Here is a 17,500-nt window from a genome sequence, read left to right as displayed (position 1 = left end):
ATCATGTAGATTTAAAAATAGTTTTAGGGTTTGTGTTAGAGAGGAAGATAGTGTGTAAAAATCAAGATTTTTCACACACGAATTTGTGTTGCCGCTCAAATTCGTAGGATTGCGAAAGAATGGAGATTAAGATGAAAAAAGTTGTTGTTGGTATGTCTGGAGGGGTAGATTCCTCAGTAGCGGCGTACCTTTTAAAGGAAGCTGGATACGATGTCATTGGTGTAACAATGCAAATCTGGCAGGATGAGGATAACGTAACACTAGAGGAAAATGGAGGGTGCTGCGGCTTAAGTGCAGTAGATGACGCTAGACGAGTTGCTAACTCTTTGGAAATTCCTTATTATGTGATGAATTTTAAGTCAGAATTTAAATCAAATGTCATGGATTACTTCGTTAAGGAATATCAGATGGGCCGTACACCGAATCCTTGCATCGCATGCAATCGTTATGTTAAGTGGGAATCATTACTTACAAGATCCTTGCAAATTGGGGCAGATTATATTGCGACCGGTCATTATGCTAGGATTGTTACGTTACCAAATGGAAGATTTGCATTGAAGAAATCTGCTACCGCAGCAAAGGATCAGACCTATGCATTATACAATTTAACTCAAGATCAGTTAAGTAAGACATTAATGCCAGTCGGAGAATATACCAAGGATGAAGTGCGTGAGATTGCAGCTAAGATAGGTTTATTGGTTGCAAATAAACCAGATAGTCAAGAAATTTGTTTTGTGCCAGATAATAACTATGCAGGGTTTATTGAAGAATATACTGGAGAGAAAATCATGCCTGGTAATTTTGTAGACACGAAGGGTAATATTCTTGGCAGACATCAGGGAATTATTCATTATACAGTCGGACAGAGAAAGGGACTTGGTATTGCACTTGGGCGTCCAGCTTTTGTCGTAGAGATTCGCCCAGAGACGAATGAAGTTGTTATCGGAAGTAATGAAGAGGTATTTACAGATCGTTTGATTGCGAATCAGCTAAATGCAATGGCTGTCGAAGAGTTTGAGGACGGTATGGAAGTTACTGCAAAAATCCGCTACAATCATGAAGGTTCCAAATGTACAATTCGAAAAGTATCTGAAACTGAAATTGCTTGTGAGTTTGAAACACCGCAGCGTGCAGTTACACCAGGACAGGCAGTTGTTTTCTATCAAGGTGATATTGTTGTTGGTGGGGGTACTATTATTAAGTAGTTGATGTTGTTTAAACGAAATGATTGGTTAAATCAAAGGAATGATACGATATAATGGAGTTTAAGGAGGGAAATCCCCTCCTTTTTTAATTCATGGCAAGGAAAAGTACGCGAAGCGTGCTTTTTCTTGTTTATAGGAAATTGCGCTGCAATTACCTATGAATTAATATCTATCCGAGAGATGCACACTCACTTTGTACTATGCTAAAAGTTTTCTAAAATTGTTTTAGTTATAAACACTGGTTAGCCTGTTCTGACAGCTTTCCTAAGATAGAAAATATCAGCTTTTACAGCTTTAAAAATGTAGGTTTCTTACCGCGAAACACGGTATAATAACGAAAACCAAGGCTAATTAATAAATCATGAGCCACTGTAAAATCATAAGCGATATGTTCTGGTTTATGAGCGTCAGAGCCAATCGTTAAGATTTCACCGCCCAACTCCAAATAGCGTTTTAAAATCTCCGCTTTTGGATGAGGATTTAAAAGCTTATATTTAAAACCTGAGGTATTACATTCAATACCGATGCCATGTTCAATTAGAGTTTTTAAACATTCCTCCAGAACATCTTTGTAATCAAGATAATCATAGGCTTTTATGGTATCTGGGATATAGCGGACAATGTAATCAAGATGACCATATACTTGAAAACCACGATAATACTTCGCATTATGAACAATGGATCGAAAATAATCAAGGATACCATCTTTCGAAGTCTTTGCTGTCCAAAACTCTTTATAATAGGGATCTGTGTTTTGCAAAACATGGGTAGAACCTATTACAAAATCGAAAGGGTAGGAGGATAATAAGGAATTGTAATAGTTTCGAACCTCTTCTTTTTGTTCTGGCTCATTCCGCAGTCCTAGTTCAATACCAAGTAAAAGCTCTATCTGATTGGCATAACGCTTTTTTAGCTCAGAAAGATAGGTAATATAATCCGCAGGAGAGAAAGTAAAAGTACCTTCTTCTCCATGAGGATAACGAAAATCCATATGATCGGTAATACAATAAGTGGTTAAACCCATAGAGATAGCACGTTCAATCATGGATTCAGGGGTGCTATCAGAATCGGTTGAAAAATTAGTATGCGTATGAAAATCTGCAAGTATCATATAAAAGCTCCTTTCTTAACCGTACGTTTTATTATAACTATGACTTTTAGTCTGAAATTAAGGTTAAGGAGCTAATATCTGGTGTAGCAATAAGAGAGTAGTTGGTGTAATAGACTACAAAGCCAGGTTTTCCTTTGTTCGGCTTTTTCACATTCTTTTTCTCTGTATAATCTATTTCAACCTTTTCATTCTCTCTTCCCTTAGAGTAATAGGCAGCAAGACTACCAGCTTCTTCATATACGCGGTCTGGCAACTCATCTCCATTACTTTTTACAATAACATGAGAACCTGCCATACCTTTCGCGTGAAACCACCAGTCATTACCAGTAGCAAAATCAAACGTAAGCTCATCATTTTGGTAATTATTCTTTCCAACATAGATGTGATAACCATCCGAGGAAAGATAGTGGAACGGTTTGCTTGTTATTTTTGTCTTCTTTTGCTTATTTCCGTTCTTACCAGACTGCTTTCCATCACCTCGTCCAAAATGGCGCTTAATATAGCCATATTCAATTAATTCTTCTTTTAACTGCACAAGGTCATTTTCTGCGATGGCAATATCAAGGGAAGTACGAATCGAATCCAGATGTCTTAAATCTTCTTCCGTTTCAATAATTAATTTACTAAGAGCTTCAAAGGTACGCTTTAATTTACCATATCGTTCAAAATAAACCTTTGCATTCTCAAGGGCTGAAATCTCAGGATTTAAGGGAATAGTTAAGTCTTCGTTGGTATAATAATTTAGTACCGTAATAGACTTGTCGCCAGGAGCTGCTTGATAACCATAAGTAGTCAATAGCTCGCCATAAACTTTATATTTTTCTCTTTTTTCTGTATCTAAGAGTTGTTTTTTTTGTAAATCATATTTTTTTGACTCACGCTCGATTGCATTTGCAACAATTTTACGAAGGTCAGCAGACTTTTGACGAATCCGTGTTACCGCATTTTTTGAAGCATAGAAATTTTCCAAAACACTGGATATACTATTATAATCTTGTTCATCATAGCCATCCGCTTTTTGGTAGCAAGTCAAAGGAATACTAGAAAATTCTACTGGTTCTTTTCCGCGATAAACTATGTTTGGAGTATACTCTTTTGTCTTAGTAATCTCCATCACACGGTTAAAATTCTGAAAGAGATGGTATGTTAAGTCCTCACTTAAACTTGCAGTAGATGCTTCAGAATCAAGACTTGAGCGATAACAGATTTCATTTGCAAGAAGTGGACTAATTCCAGTTAAGGTGCTGTATAGTGCTTTTCCAATCGACATTGGTTTTGACATCACTTGATTTTTAAACTCATCAAAGCTAAGGATCGTTGGGTCCAATTTTTCTGTTGTTTTAGGAATGAAATATTTTCTTCCGGGCAACACTTCTCTTACAGAGCTTACAAAGCCTGAGATATGTTTGATACTATCCACTACCGTAAACTCTTCGTCACAGAAGATAATATTACTATGTTTTCCCATGATCTCGACCATAAGATATTTTTTTCGTAAATCCCCCATCTCATCTAGATGTTCGATTTCAAATTGTAAGATACGTTCAAAATCAGGTTGGGTGATGGAGAGAATTCTGGCACTATTTAAATGCTTACGTAGTAGCATGCAAAAATTCGGAGCATTTAACGGATTTTGTTTGCTTTGCTCCGTAAGATAAATCAGTGGAAGACCCGCAGAAGCGGATAAAAACAGTTTATATTGGTCGTAATTCTTAATTGTAAGTACAAGCTCGTCTTTTTCTGGCTGGCTAATTTTCATAATACGACCGCCAACAAGCTTTTCTTTTAACTCATATAATAAATTGGATATCACAAATCCATCAAATGCCATACTAACCTCTGTTCTGACGCTTAGGCGCCTTAATTTTAATGATATATTTTTGCTATATAGGATGCTTATAAAATTACCGCATATAACGTATTATCAATGCAAAATAAGCTCTTTTATATAGTAACACATAGAAGCAAAAAGCAACACAAAAGCAAAACCAAAGCAACATTAAAAAAGTGTTTATATAATTACCTAAAAAGTGATACTCATAAAGTATTACTGAATAAGTATAACTCTAATATAGATTTTGCTTAATTAAATTCATAAAACTATTTACATCTTTATTACTATAAAAGATCTTAAGCATTATAACATACTACCAGTTTCAGTGTCAAAATTATACTTGAAAACAACAGAAAGTAAAAAGATTATTAAGATACTCTACTTTCGTTTGACAAGGCTTCTATGAATACATATAATAGTCAGAGGATAGTGGCAGTACCGAGTAGGAAAATGGAGGTATTATATGAAATTTTTAAATAAAATGGAAAGAAAATTCGGCAAATATGCTATTCACAATCTTATGAAATATGTGATAGGCTTATATGTTGTAGGTTTTATAATCACTCTAATTAATCCTAACCTAATTTACTTCCTATACCTTGATATCGATAAAGTATTACACGGTCAGGTGTGGAGACTGGTTACCTTCTTAATTCAAGTGCCATCGTTAAGCGCAATGGGTATGTTTGCCTTTTTAATACAGATGTATCTGTATTATATGATAGGTAACTCACTAGAACGCTCTTGGGGAGCTTTCCGATTTAACCTTTATTTCTTCAGTGGTATCTTGTTTAATATTCTAGCTACCGTTATTATTTATGCGGTGACTGGAAGGAGCTATATGCTTGGACTTGATTTTATCAATCAAGCAATGTTTTTTGCCTTTGCAGCATTATACCCAAATGTAGAACTTTTACTCATGTATATTCTTCCAATCAAGGTGAAATATCTTGGACTCTTCTATGCAATTGTGTATGGTTACGAAATTTATACGTTTGTAAGCTTAGGACATTGGTATCAGGGTATCGCAATGGTTCTAGCAATATTAAATTTCCTAATCTTTTTCGTTGCTACTAGAAATTACAAAAGAATATCTCCAAAGGAATATAAGAGAAGAGCAAATTACAAGCGTCAGGTACGAAACGCTCACAATCCAGACAATGTTATACAGTTTCAAGGCAGGACTACTGTTACGAGACATAAGTGCGCGGTGTGTGGCAGAACGGAATTAGATGATGATAACCTAGAATTCAGATTCTGTTCCAAATGCGACGGGAATTATGAGTATTGTATGGATCATTTATATACTCATGAACATGTGCATCGTAATGACAGAGAACAGGACAGTTAAAGAGAGGAATTTGAAAGATGCAGAAAAAAACGAAAATTGTTTGTACCTTAGGGCCAGCGACTTCATCCGAAGAGATGATTAAGGAGTTGTGTTTAAGTGGAATGGATATTGCAAGATTGAATTTTTCCCACGGAAATCACGAAGGTCATGGTGAAATGATTTCAAAGATTAAGAAGGTTCGTGAAGAATTAGGTCTTCCAATCGCGATTCTTCTTGATACCAAAGGCCCGGAGATTCGTACCGGACTTGCAGAAAATGGAAAAGAATTTACCCTAGTAAGAGGCGAGCAGGTAATTGTAACAACAGAGGATGTTCCTTGTAACAGTACAATTATCAGTGTTACTTATCAACACCTTCCAGAAGATGTTTCGGTTGGTGGATCAATCTTAATTGCAGATGGATTGATTGAGTTAAAAGTTAAAAAAGTGGAAGACGATAAGGTAATCTGTGAAGTAGTTAACGGTGGTGAGCTTGGAAGTAGAAAAGGTGTAAACCTTCCAAATGTAAAACTTAAACTTCCAGCAATCACTGAGCAAGATAGAGCAGATATCATCTTTGGTATCAATGAAGGAGTAGACTTTATTGCAGCATCCTTTATCCGTAATGCAGAGGCAATTCGTGAAATCCGTGGAATTATTCGTGACTGTAATTCTGATATCGCAATCATTGCGAAGATCGAGAATATGGAAGGTATGGAAAACCTTGACGAAATTATTGCAGAAGCAGACGGAATTATGGTTGCTCGTGGTGACCTTGGTGTAGAGGTAGAGCCAGAAACTCTTCCATATATCCAAAAGACTATGATTCAAAAATGTAATGAGGCATTTAAGCCAGTTATTACTGCAACTCAGATGTTAGATTCTATGATTCGTAATCCACGTCCAACCCGTGCAGAGGTGACTGACGTTGCGAATGCGATTTATGATGGAACAGATGCCATTATGTTATCTGGAGAAACAGCTGCTGGTAAATATCCGATACAGGCAGTACAAATGATGGCTAAGATTGCGAAAGAATCAGAAACACACTATGAGTCCATAACTAGTGATAAGAAAAACGAACATGAAGTGAGCAACGAAGATGTTTCATGCGCTATTAGTTACTCTGCGGTAGCCACTGCAGGACGTCTTGATGCAAAATTAATTATTGCTTCTAGCTTCTCTGGTTATACCGCTCGTTTGGTGTCAAAATACCGTCCTAAGTGTCCAGTAATCGGATTATCTCCTTTAGATCGTACACTTCGTAAGATGCAGATTTACCGTGGTGTTCAGCCATTAAAGGTAAAAGAAGTGAATTCTACCGACCATCTTTTAGAGGAAGCGGTAAAGACGGTACGCCAACATGACTATGTAAATGTTGGTGACGTTGTGATTTTAACAGCAGGTGTACCAGCTGGTAAATCAAGCGTTACGAATATGATAAAGGCGGTTGTTGTTGAGTAGACAATCGTAGGAGGCATTCATGTGGAATTTAATGAAAAAGGACCTTAAAGTTTGGGGACAAAATAAAAAAATATGGATGTTTCTAATTGCTGTGCTTATTATGTTTATAATAGGCACTGCTTTTTATGCGACCGAGGAACCTGCCTCATCACGGGCAGGCGTATCCATCGGTGTGATTGACAAAGACAAGTCTGAATATTCAACTCTCATGGTATCTTATTTTAAAGATAATGAAGTATTCTCCCAATATGTAAGTGTTGAAGTTGGAGAGGAGAATGAGATAAAGCAAAAATTCGAGGATGGAGAATTAACGATGTATCTGTTAATCCCACCAGGTTTTGCAGAAAGTTTAATTTACATTGAAAATGTTCCGATGCAAGCAGTGATTAGCAAAAAAGATACTACAAAAGCAATTATCCTAAAAAATATGCTGCTCGGTTATGAACGATACATATCCGCAGTGGAAGTAAACTGCGTTGCATTATATGACATGATGAAAGAAGCATCCATGCCACAAAGTCTAATTGATTCTGAAAATATACGTATCTCTTATGATTTGGTATTTACTGCTCTTGGAAGAGAAAGTTTTTTTGATTATATTGAAAAGCAGGATGTTACAGGAATACCATTACGCACGTACTACACCTATGAAGTGTTTTTCCTTCTTTTATCCTATCTTGCTGTGTTCGCAGGAATGGATCTACTTTTGGAGCGAAAGAATGGAATACTATCACGTCTTACTACAATGGGAACAAAAATTACTACGGTTGTGATTGCCAAGTTTAGCTTGTATCTGGGTCTATTTTCAGTTCCTGTACTTCTGCTCTACGGTTTGGGGCAAGCAGGTCTGTTTCCAAAAACAAATTTATCTGAAATAATATTTTTTATCCTGTATTTTGGAACAACAGTGTTGGTATTTTTATTTCTTGGAACCTTGCTACGAAAACTTCCCAATTACTTATTAGTATCCAATGTTTTGATTATATTCGGTGCCATCATTGGTGCTGGACTAATTCCTATGTTATATTTACCAGATGCTATGAAGCAATTGGCAAAGCTGTCTCCAAATTATTGGTTTTTAAACATAAGCTTTACACTACATTTAAACAATGAGGCAATACCTCCGCTCTTCATTCTTGGTGTGGCACTACTTATGTTTCTTTTAATTGTAGGTACCTGGATTGTATATCGAAGAAGGGAGGGAGTTGTTCGTGAAGACATATAAAACCTCTATCATAAAAGATACTTTAAATCGTACCTCAATTTCTCTACGATTACTTCTTCGAGATAAAGGAACCGTTATTGTATTTTTACTTTCGGTGATTAGCTTTTTCTTTGTTTGCAATTCATTAAATCAAGCAGCTACAGAACAAAGCAAAATTCCAGTTGGGTTAGTAAATCTTGATGTAAAAGCGGAAGCGGGAGTAGAAGTAGCAACGGAAAGTTCCTTGAGTTTAATTGAGAGTCTACAGACGGTGGAAGCATTTACTATACTAGAAGAAGACATGGATACGTTAGAACGTATGTTATCAAATCGTGAAATATATTGCTTTTATATTATTAATAAAGGGTATGAAGAAAAAATAAAGAGTGGTGATTTGACTCATTTAATCACAGTATATCAAGTAAAAGGTGACCAATCAGTGCCGATACTATCGGATATCTTTGCAGGTGAGATGATGTATCAAATCTGTCTTGAACGTACAGCATCAAGGTTTGGGGCAATCTTAAAAGATAAAAGCCAAACTGTAAAAGAGAGCTTTTATCAGTACGCAAAAGAATTAAGAGAAAATGATGAGTTTGAGTTCCAATTTGACATCACGTTAGCAGATACGACAAACGGACAGGAAATGTTCCAAAATCTTGATACCAGCCTTCTTTATAGACAAGTTATTGCTGGTCTTTTTGCGATTTTACTTTCCTTTGTTATTATGTTTTCTTACACCTATGTATGTATGGAACGTGAACAAGGTATTGAAAAAAGGGTAAAGCTAACGATGGTTGCTAGAGGAACGAAAGAATTAGGCACAATGTTAAGCGTTCTTATCTTATCGCTAATTCTAAGCGTCGTTTTTGTTTTCTGTGTATGCTATTATGTAAACTTACCACAAGCATTTGGTAAGTTGTTACTCTTATCTATCACCTTCTCTTTTGTAATTTCACTATTATTTTTACTCATTACAAAAGTCGTACGAAGTTTTATTGCATATCAATTGTTAGGTGCGATTATGGTTTTAGTACTTGGAGCAAGTGGATTCCTTTCTTTCATAGGAATGGTATTAAAGGCGGATTTCTTAAATGTTCTTAAATTTACACCAAACGGGTGGTTTATTGAGAAATTTGTTGATATAATAATTAATATCTGATTTTGGATACCAAAATAACGGTATTAGCTAGAGCGATATCATTGTGATATCGATAGGACAAGTAAAAGAGATTTTGTAAGAACGGAGATTGAAAAATATGCTTAATAGAAAACAGATAGCACAGGAAATACGTAAGGGAAAACAGTTAGAGGTACATTTACCGATGCTGTTAAATTATATTTCCTCAGACTATTATGCCTATAGTGGAATGAGTTTTGCAATGCATTATTATAATGTGTATGAGATGCTTGTGTCTTCTGAATGCTCGGAGGGAGCGAAAGATTTCATTTTAAGGGTGAATGACATAGTTGTAGATACGATGTTCGCAGATTTTGATGCTACAAAGAGAGAACAGGGTATTAAAAAATTGCATGAACTTCGTGGGGAGATAATTTCTATTATGCAAGGATTAACCTCCTATGCAGATAGCTTTTCTTTATACGAGTACATGCTAAATCGTATCGAGCCAAATTACAAGGATGATTTGGAGGATATCGATGTCGAAGCTGAAGTAAAAGAACTAGTATCCATGATTTTTGCTAAGGAAGATCGGTTGGAGATAAATGAGCATATTCGTAATATGCTTTCCCAGTTACCAGTACGTATGACGAAGAATAGATTCTACGATATGTTAAATGAATGCCTCTCTATCTATGAAGGTAGTGAAGAGAGTACAGTAGAAGATTTTATATACATGCTTCGTTCTGCTTCTGGCCTTTATAAACCTAAGCGCATGGAAGAAGATTTTCCAGACCTAATGAAAGCAATCAAGAGTCTAGAAAGTGCAGATTATCAAAGTCTTAATGAAGCTGACTATAAGGAATTAGAAAAAGTGATAAGTGATGCTACTTCGCTTTTAAAACTTGAAACAGAGAGTTACTATGCACTTGAAGAAGCAGTGAATGCACTTTATAGTGTATTGTTAAATGGAGTCTATGCTTCTACAGAAGCAATAGCCACAGGGAACTTATTAAAAGGTATTGTAGAAGAAATTGCATTGCTTTTACAAAAGAAGGAGTTTATCTCAATACCGGATGACTTAGTTGACAAATTTGCCGTAGCAGAAGGTAAACTAGAGCATTATTTAGAGTGTCTTACTGAAGATGAGGCTATGATTGATTTAGTAAAAAAAGATCATAAAAAACTTGCAGAAGCAATCATGGTAGAACAACAATTAGAATGTCTTATTTTATCTCAGAGTTTAGTCTCAAATTCCTTATTTATTGACTTAGAAAAACAATGGAATGGAAAGATTGCAGACAAGTCTTATATAGAACAAAGATGGAGCGAACTAGTTGACGAGTTTGGTAAGGTATTAAGTGAAGGAAATAAGTTAATGAATCGTGCTCGTATTGCAGCAACACTTCGAGAGATGCCTGTACTTTTTAGGGATTCTACAGAAGTTAGAGATTATATGAGAAATTCTTTGGCAGGTTGTCGTGATGTAGCAGAACGTGTTGCCAGTGTTTCACTTTTAAAACAGTTACTAGATTAATATCCAAAGACAAAATCTTCTGTATTTTTATAAGGAACCTGTGTTATAATTTAGTAGATAACCAAAAAGAGGAAGAGGATGAGGAGAACATGATTCGATGGAGTGAGAAATTGTACTATGGCGAATCCATCAAGAAAAGGCATAGGCGAATGATTTATGCAATTAATCGCGGGAGAAAAGCTCCGAATATCTACTGCATAACCTTTGCTTCCAATAACCAAAATCTATTCGACATCATGCCAGCTAGCCAGCTAAAACTTCCTCACATAAAAAACAGTGAAGTTCATATCCTTGGATTAGCTTATAATATGGAGGAAGCCGAGGAAGTTGTAATGCAAATGATAGTAGAAATTTACAAAGCTACTGGGGATTTTAAGGTGCGAGAGTATTTTGCTTAGTGATTCGCTTAGCTATTTGCCTGATAATTCGCTTAGCCATTAGTGATCCGCTTAGCTATTTGTCTAATAATTCACTTAGCTATTTGCCTAGCAATATGCCTAGCAACATGCTATGACAAGCATAAAAGATTGGGGAATAATAGAATGCTTCATATTTTATTACTGATATTAAAAATAATCGGAATAGTAATAGCAGTGCTCTTAGGTTTGCTGCTTTTTGCTGTTTTGGTTGTCTTATTTGTTCCAATCCGTTATCGCTTCGAAGGAAAGAAATATTCGGATATTGTAGTAAAAGGAAAAGTGACTTGGGCTTTTGGATTGGTACATTTAAGAATTTTATTTTTACAGGAAAAGCTAAGTATTGTACTTCGAATTGCAGGGTATCGTTTCTTTGATAACAATGATTCAGGAAAGAAGAAACAGAAAAAGAAGAAACAGAAAAACAAGAAGCAGAAGAACAAGAAACATCAATCTGAGGTCGATTCCTTAGAGATAGAGAAAGAATTGAATTCTACTGAGATTAAATCAAGCGATCCTATGATGAAAATAAATCATCAAAACAAAGCGATAAACAATTCTTTGGATACTAAGAAAGAGAATGATATATCGGAAACTGATACAGAGTCAGATAATAAGGTAATAGAAGATGAGTTTTCTAAGATAAGTGAGAATAAAGAGAATGTACTATCTGACCTTCAATCAATTGATAAGTTTGGTGAAGCTTTAGAAAATGAAGAGGAAATTGAGGAAGAACGTGAAGGAAAGATCTCATTTTTACGACGTCTGATCAATAAATTGAAACAGGTTTGCGTGAAAATAAAAAGATTCTTCATCACGATTGGAAATAAGATAAAGAATCTAAAAAATGTATTTCGGAAATTAAAAGAGAAGTTTTTATCAATATGGAAGCTGATTCAAGGTCTTTGGGAGAAAAAAAGTAAAGTAGTTGCTTTTTTTCAGTCAGAGGAAAATAAGGCTGGAATTAAGCTAGGACTTTTCAGCATCTGGAGACTTCTAAAGCATATAGCGCCTACGAAAGCCAAAGGATATATTCATTTTGGATCAGGAGATCCAGCAACGACTGGACAAGCGCTTGGTGCAGCGGCTGCTTTCTATGGATATTATGGTAAGTATGTTAAAGTAGAACCTGACTTTGAAGAAGAAGTTTTGGAAGGTGAGCTTTTTATAAAGGGCAGAATAAGATTGTTTAACTTACTTATAATAGGAATAAAGTTATTGCGAGATGAGAATTTCAAACGATTCATAAAAAATACTAAGCTATTAAAGGAGGAGATATTATAATGGCAGAACAGAATTTTAACCAAACCGTAGAGTCATTGTTTAAAGGAATGGATTCTTTTATTACTACAAAAACAGTAGTTGGTGATGCAGTTAAATTTGAAGATGGAACCATCATATTACCGTTAGTGGATGTTAGCTTTGGTGTTGGAGCAGGTGCATTTACAAATGATAAGAAGAATAATGCTGGTGGGGGTATGGGTGGCAGAATAACTCCTAGCTCAGTGCTTGTGATTAAGGATGGAAAAATTCGTCTTGTCAATGTGAAGAATCAGGATATGGTTACTAAGATTATTGACATGGTACCAGATGTGATTGATCGCTTTACGAAAGATCCAAAGAAGAAAAAAGAAGAACAAGAAATAAATGATAGAGCTTTTGATATTTTAAATGGAAAAGAAGACAACTTAGAGTAGGAATTATATTAGAAAGTGAAAGGTTGCTATTCTGATTTGAATTGAAATTAATCATTTTCTGCTTGCATTATGTCTTAAATTCTGATAGAATAGTTTTGTTTGTAGGTCACAGTGTAATTTATGCACGATGCTGGCGGCTCTTAAGCAGGGAGACGCAAGGCCTAATTTAATTAAGGAGGTGCTTTTCAATGGCAAAATGTGCAGTTTGCGATAAAGGTGCTCACTTTGGTAAAGTTGTGAGCCATTCCAGAAGTCAAGTTTCGGGAAGATCCAACAAAATGTGGAAGTCCAATGTTAAATCTGTTCGTATTAAAGTTAACGGAGGAACACAGAAGATGTACGTATGTACTTCTTGTTTAAGAGACGGTAAAGTAGAACGTGCTTAATCCATATTAAAAGGGGTGTCATATTACTGACACCCTTTTTTGTTGAATAAATTGTAAGTTACATGCAAAAAACGATCCGGTAAGGATGAGCATGACCTGTAATAAGGGGGATTTCCTTAGTATCGTTTCGTGACTGTTCAATCTCTATAATAAAGTGAGTCTGTCAACAACAGAAGAGATTATAGCCAAGAATAAGGAACAGGATGATAATACAAATGGCTAAAAAACCATTCGTAATGAATAGCATAATTGTCATTCCGACAGCTATCCAAAACAAGATGAAACCAATCATTCTCTTCATAGTCAAGCCTTATTTTAGCTGCTTTATACATATATATGCGGTAAGTTGCTTGTTATCCATTTAAGTGTGAGAAGAAGTTTTAAGACTTAAGATACAAAGCCAAAGGACCTTATTAACTTATAGGAAAGAAACGAAATAGGTCCCCAGTTAGACGTTAACAAAATTTTGTTTCTTTTTTTGTAAAAACAGGTTATAATAGAACTATATACGAATTAGATTGGAGGGTTACGTATGAATGGAACGATGTTTACCAAAATGGGTGAAATCGCTATAGATACGGATGTAATCGCCAAATATGCAGGCTCTAGCGCAATTGAGTGCTTCGGCGTTGTAGGTATGGCTTCCGTTAGCATGAAAGACGGCTTAGCAAAACTTTTACGGCGAGAAAGCTTAAACCATGGCGTTAATGTAGTAATCGAAGATAATGTTATGACAATAGATCTTCATATTATTGTTTCTTATGGTGTAAGTATATCTGCCGTTGCAGAAAATCTGATAAGCAATGTAAAATATAAAGTAGAGGAATTTGCGGGCCTTACAGTCGCAAAAATTAATATATTTGTTGAGGGCGTTAGAGTCATCGACTAGATTTAAGGAGGAGCAAACAAGTGACTTTGAATACGATTGATGCAAAACTTCTGCAGAAGATGTTTCTTGCAGGAGCAAAGAGCATCGAAGTGAAGAAGGAATACATTAATGAGCTGAACGTGTTTCCGGTTCCGGATGGCGATACAGGTACAAATATGACATTAACCATTATGTCTGCTGCGAAGGAGGTTAGTACTCTTACAAACCCAACCATCGAAGATTTGTGTAAAGCGATATCCAGCGGATCCTTACGTGGTGCGAGAGGTAATTCTGGTGTAATTTTATCTCAGCTATTTCGTGGGTTAACGAAGGAATTTAAGGAACACAAGCAGATTAATGTTACTGTTATGGCAAATGCATTCCAGAAAGCAGTCGAGACAGCGTACAAAGCAGTTATGAAGCCGAAGGAAGGTACTATATTAACTGTTGCCAGAGGTGGTGCAGAAAGAGCAGCAGAGCTCGTGAATGAGACTACTGATTTAGTATACTTTGGAGCAGAAGTGATAAAACGTATGGAGGAAGTTCTTGCTCATACCCCAGAGCTGCTTCCGGTGTTGAAGGAAGCAGGAGTGGTAGACTCGGGTGGACAGGGACTACTAGAAATAGTAAAAGGTGCATATGATGCGATGCTTGGTAAGAATGTAGATTTTACAATTGCTCCAGCTACAACTAGTACACCTTCTGCTACGAAAAAAATCGATGTTGAAAATATTGCTACAGCGGACATTAAGTTTGGCTATTGTACTGAATTTATTATCATGCTTGAGAAGGATTACAATGAGAAGAAAGAACATGAATTCAAGGGATTTCTTGAATCTATCGGTGATTCTATCGTAGTTGTTTCTGATGATGATATTGTTAAGGTTCACGTACATACGAATGACCCTGGACTTGCTATCCAGCGTGCATTAACGTATGGTTCGTTAACTAAGATGAAGATAGATAATATGAGAGAAGAGCATAATGAGCGTTTAATTGCTGATGCATCTGCTCAGGCTGCTAAAAATATAGAGACAGCGGAAGTAAAGAAAAAAGAGCCTAGAAAACCAGTCGGTTTTGTAGCGGTATCCATTGGAGAAGGCATTAATGAGATTTTCACAGGTCTTGGAGTTGATTATTTGATTGAAGGCGGTCAGACTATGAATCCAAGTACCGAGGATATGTTAAATGCAATTGATAATGTAAATGCTGATACCATCTTTATATTACCGAACAACAGCAACATTATCTTAGCAGCAGAACAAGCCAAAGCTCTGACTGAGGATAAAGAAATTGTTGTTATTCCATCAAAAACAGTACCTCAAGGTATTACTGCAATCATTAACTATGTTTTTGATAAGTCAACAGAAGAAAATCAAAAGAGAATGATGGAAGAGATGAATCGCGTAAAGACCGGTCAGGTTACCTATGCAGTTCGTGATACGAATATTGATGGGAAAGAAATAAAACAAGGTAATATTATGGGAATCGGGGATAAGACGATTCTTTCTGTTGGAAGTGATATCAACACAACAACGATTGAATTAATTGAGAGTTTAGTAGATGACGATTCCGAATTAATTAGCTTGTACTATGGTGCTGAAGTTACAGAAGAGGATGCGAATCAAATCGCAGACCAGATTACTGTAAAGTATCCGATGGTTGATATCGAAGTTCACATGGGCGGTCAACCGATTTATTATTATGTATTATCTGTAGAGTAACAAGGCATTTTAGCTTGATTATGACATATTGATAATTGAAAAAATCAGAAAAGAATTAAATAAAATCGTGCATTTGTAAGAAAAGTTTTCTGGCTCTTTGTCAAGTGTTGGGGTATGATTGGACTCAATCATGCCCCATTACTGGATTTAGAGCTGTTTTTATGTAGAGGTTCTAGAAATTCTATTTTTGGGCATGACAAATAAACCTTCGTGCCAGTCTGTTTTTATTTAGTTACAAGAGTGTAAAATACGGGTACGAAAACGTTCAAAGTTATGGATACCATATGAGGTACGTTTAAGAACCTTAATCTTGTTATTAAAGCCCTCTGTGGAACCGTTTGTAATTCCGTACTTAAAAGCATTTAATATTTCATTTGACCAATACCGATATGTTGCAGCGCACTTTTCAAACTCTTTAATACCTGAACTTTCAGCATTGCGGATCCATTCATAGAACTCTGTTCTTTGGATTGAGTACTTTGTATTCTGACAAATATCATAAAACCATTCTTTTAGCATATGTGCTTTTCTTAAATCATCATTATAAAGTAACATAATGTCACATGCTTTTTTATCCCTATTTTCTAGTTGTTTATACCTTGCTAAAATTAGTTTATGACTGCGTTTATAGTATTTTCTCATCGTTGCAGTCATGCTTTTTTGTAGTCTTTTACGTACATTTTCGATGGCCCATGTAACTTGACGAACAAAGTGATATTTATCGATTATGACTTGAGCGTTAGGGAAAAAGCTATGAGCCAAATCAACATAAGGTTGCCACATATCACATACAAAATACTTTACGCGGTACCGCTCACTTCGGTTTATTTCTTTAAAATAAGAGGCTAAATGCGCTTGTGAACGATTTGGGAGGATATCCATTATAGAACGTTGCTTTGGATTTACTAGAATACATTGATATTTTCCAGTTTCAGCATTCCCCTTAAATTCATCAATTGAAATGGCTTCTTTTAAAGAAGGACAAGTATAATGAATAGTATCAAGAATTCGCGCCACAGTTGTAGCTGAGACATTCGCTCGACGGGCTACGGTTTTTAAAGTCACGCTTTGTCTAAGTTCATTTACGATGTATTTAGTAAGTCGAGTAGTACGTTGTTGGTAATGTGCTAAAAAATCGTATTTTTCACTGAATCTTTTACCACATGCACAGCGATAACGTCTTTTTCTAAGTATTAGATAGCAGTCCTTCATCTGAAATGGTAGATCCCTAATAGTCTGTTGCCTGTAATCATGAACCTTATTTGTCTTAGCACCACAGGAAGGGCAAGTGTGAGTTTTTGCCTTAGTTTCAATAAATATTTTTACAAAAGAATCCGCATGAATGATATTTTTTATTTTTACCTCTTTTAAATCTAGTAATTTATTGATACAATAATTATGCATTATTGCAACCTCCTGGTGATTGTTTTGGTAGACTGGCACTGGGAGGCTTTTTTATTATTATAAAATAAAATGTTGGAGTAGTGAATTAATTTATTCACATACCCCAACATTTATTATAGAGCCAGTTTTCTTCCAATGCACGATTTTTTTGACTTTGTCGAATAGGGGATACACCTATCCTTTACGTGTTCGAATAAAACT

General features: G+C 35.7%; 15 protein-coding genes. 12 read left to right on the top strand and 3 right to left on the bottom strand.

What is annotated here, in order from left to right:
* The first annotated feature begins 131 nt into the window (after positions 1-131).
* Positions 132-1,205 carry a tRNA 2-thiouridine(34) synthase MnmA gene (mnmA, locus tag CC92_RS0106020; protein WP_029503870.1) on the top strand — a complete coding sequence of 358 codons (1,074 nt, stop codon included), beginning with the start codon at positions 132-134 and terminating at the stop codon, positions 1,203-1,205.
* A gap of 286 nt (positions 1,206-1,491) precedes the next feature.
* Here the strand turns inward: mnmA and CC92_RS0106015 are convergent, their stop codons facing one another.
* Both CC92_RS0106015 and CC92_RS0106010 read right to left on the bottom strand, forming a co-directional pair.
* Positions 1,492-2,316: a histidinol-phosphatase HisJ family protein gene (locus tag CC92_RS0106015; RefSeq protein WP_029503871.1), complete on the bottom strand. Its 825-nt coding sequence runs from the start codon at positions 2,314-2,316 to the stop codon at positions 1,492-1,494.
* A 46-nt stretch (positions 2,317-2,362) separates the two neighbouring features.
* A complete protein-coding gene (locus CC92_RS0106010; protein WP_029503872.1) occupies positions 2,363-4,147 on the bottom strand; it encodes an Rqc2 family fibronectin-binding protein in 1,785 nt (594 codons plus the stop codon).
* 466 nt (positions 4,148-4,613) lie between these two features.
* On the opposite strand from CC92_RS0106010, the gene CC92_RS0106005 reads away from it, so the two are divergent.
* The 11 genes from CC92_RS0106005 to CC92_RS0105955 all read left to right on the top strand — a co-directional run bounded on the left by CC92_RS0106005 (position 4,614) and on the right by CC92_RS0105955 (position 15,895).
* Positions 4,614-5,501: a rhomboid family intramembrane serine protease gene (locus CC92_RS0106005; protein WP_029503873.1), complete on the top strand. Its 888-nt coding sequence runs from the start codon at positions 4,614-4,616 to the stop codon at positions 5,499-5,501.
* A gap of 17 nt (positions 5,502-5,518) precedes the next feature.
* A complete protein-coding gene (pyk, locus tag CC92_RS0106000; RefSeq protein WP_029503874.1) occupies positions 5,519-6,943 on the top strand; it encodes a pyruvate kinase in 1,425 nt (474 codons plus the stop codon).
* Between the two features lie 19 nt (positions 6,944-6,962).
* Positions 6,963-8,168 carry an ABC transporter permease gene (locus tag CC92_RS0105995; RefSeq protein WP_029503875.1) on the top strand — a complete coding sequence of 402 codons (1,206 nt, stop codon included), beginning with the start codon at positions 6,963-6,965 and terminating at the stop codon, positions 8,166-8,168.
* Positions 8,155-9,309, top strand: a complete 1,155-nt coding sequence (locus CC92_RS0105990) for an ABC transporter permease (protein WP_029503876.1) — start codon at positions 8,155-8,157, stop codon at positions 9,307-9,309. The genes CC92_RS0105995 and CC92_RS0105990 overlap by 14 nt, the downstream gene beginning before the upstream one ends.
* 97 nt (positions 9,310-9,406) lie before the next feature.
* Entirely contained in the window at positions 9,407-10,804 is a 1,398-nt protein-coding gene (locus CC92_RS0105985; protein ID WP_029503877.1) for a hypothetical protein, read from the top strand.
* A gap of 89 nt (positions 10,805-10,893) precedes the next feature.
* Positions 10,894-11,202: a hypothetical protein gene (locus CC92_RS0105980; protein ID WP_051650806.1), complete on the top strand. Its 309-nt coding sequence runs from the start codon at positions 10,894-10,896 to the stop codon at positions 11,200-11,202.
* Positions 11,203-11,346: 144 nt separating this feature from the next.
* Positions 11,347-12,504 (top strand): DUF2953 domain-containing protein, encoded by a 1,158-nt coding sequence (locus tag CC92_RS0105975; protein ID WP_029503879.1) that lies wholly within the window; start codon positions 11,347-11,349, stop codon positions 12,502-12,504.
* On the top strand, positions 12,504-12,917 hold the full coding sequence (locus CC92_RS0105970; protein WP_029503880.1) for a GerW family sporulation protein: 414 nt from the start codon (positions 12,504-12,506) through the stop codon (positions 12,915-12,917). The genes CC92_RS0105975 and CC92_RS0105970 overlap by 1 nt, the downstream gene beginning before the upstream one ends.
* Before the next feature lie 188 nt (positions 12,918-13,105).
* Positions 13,106-13,303, top strand: coding sequence for a large ribosomal subunit protein bL28 (locus tag CC92_RS0105965; RefSeq protein WP_029503881.1), 198 nt, complete (start codon positions 13,106-13,108; stop codon positions 13,301-13,303).
* A 532-nt stretch (positions 13,304-13,835) separates the two neighbouring features.
* Positions 13,836-14,192 (top strand): Asp23/Gls24 family envelope stress response protein, encoded by a 357-nt coding sequence (locus CC92_RS0105960; RefSeq protein ID WP_029503882.1) that lies wholly within the window; start codon positions 13,836-13,838, stop codon positions 14,190-14,192.
* A gap of 20 nt (positions 14,193-14,212) precedes the next feature.
* Positions 14,213-15,895: a DAK2 domain-containing protein gene (locus CC92_RS0105955; protein WP_029503884.1), complete on the top strand. Its 1,683-nt coding sequence runs from the start codon at positions 14,213-14,215 to the stop codon at positions 15,893-15,895.
* Positions 15,896-16,123: 228 nt separating this feature from the next.
* Here CC92_RS0105955 and CC92_RS0105950 read toward each other — a convergent pair whose 3' ends face one another.
* Positions 16,124-17,299, bottom strand: a complete 1,176-nt coding sequence (locus CC92_RS0105950; RefSeq protein WP_029502023.1) for an ISL3 family transposase — start codon at positions 17,297-17,299, stop codon at positions 16,124-16,126.
* Positions 17,300-17,500 lie beyond the last annotated feature (201 nt).

Origin of the sequence: Lachnoclostridium phytofermentans (assembly GCF_000733755.1) — a bacterium.
GTDB classification, from domain to species: Bacteria; Bacillota; Clostridia; order Lachnospirales; family Lachnospiraceae; genus Lachnoclostridium; species Lachnoclostridium phytofermentans_A.
Note: the sequence above shows the minus strand (reverse complement) of the source record. Positions and strands in the feature narration are given on the sequence as shown.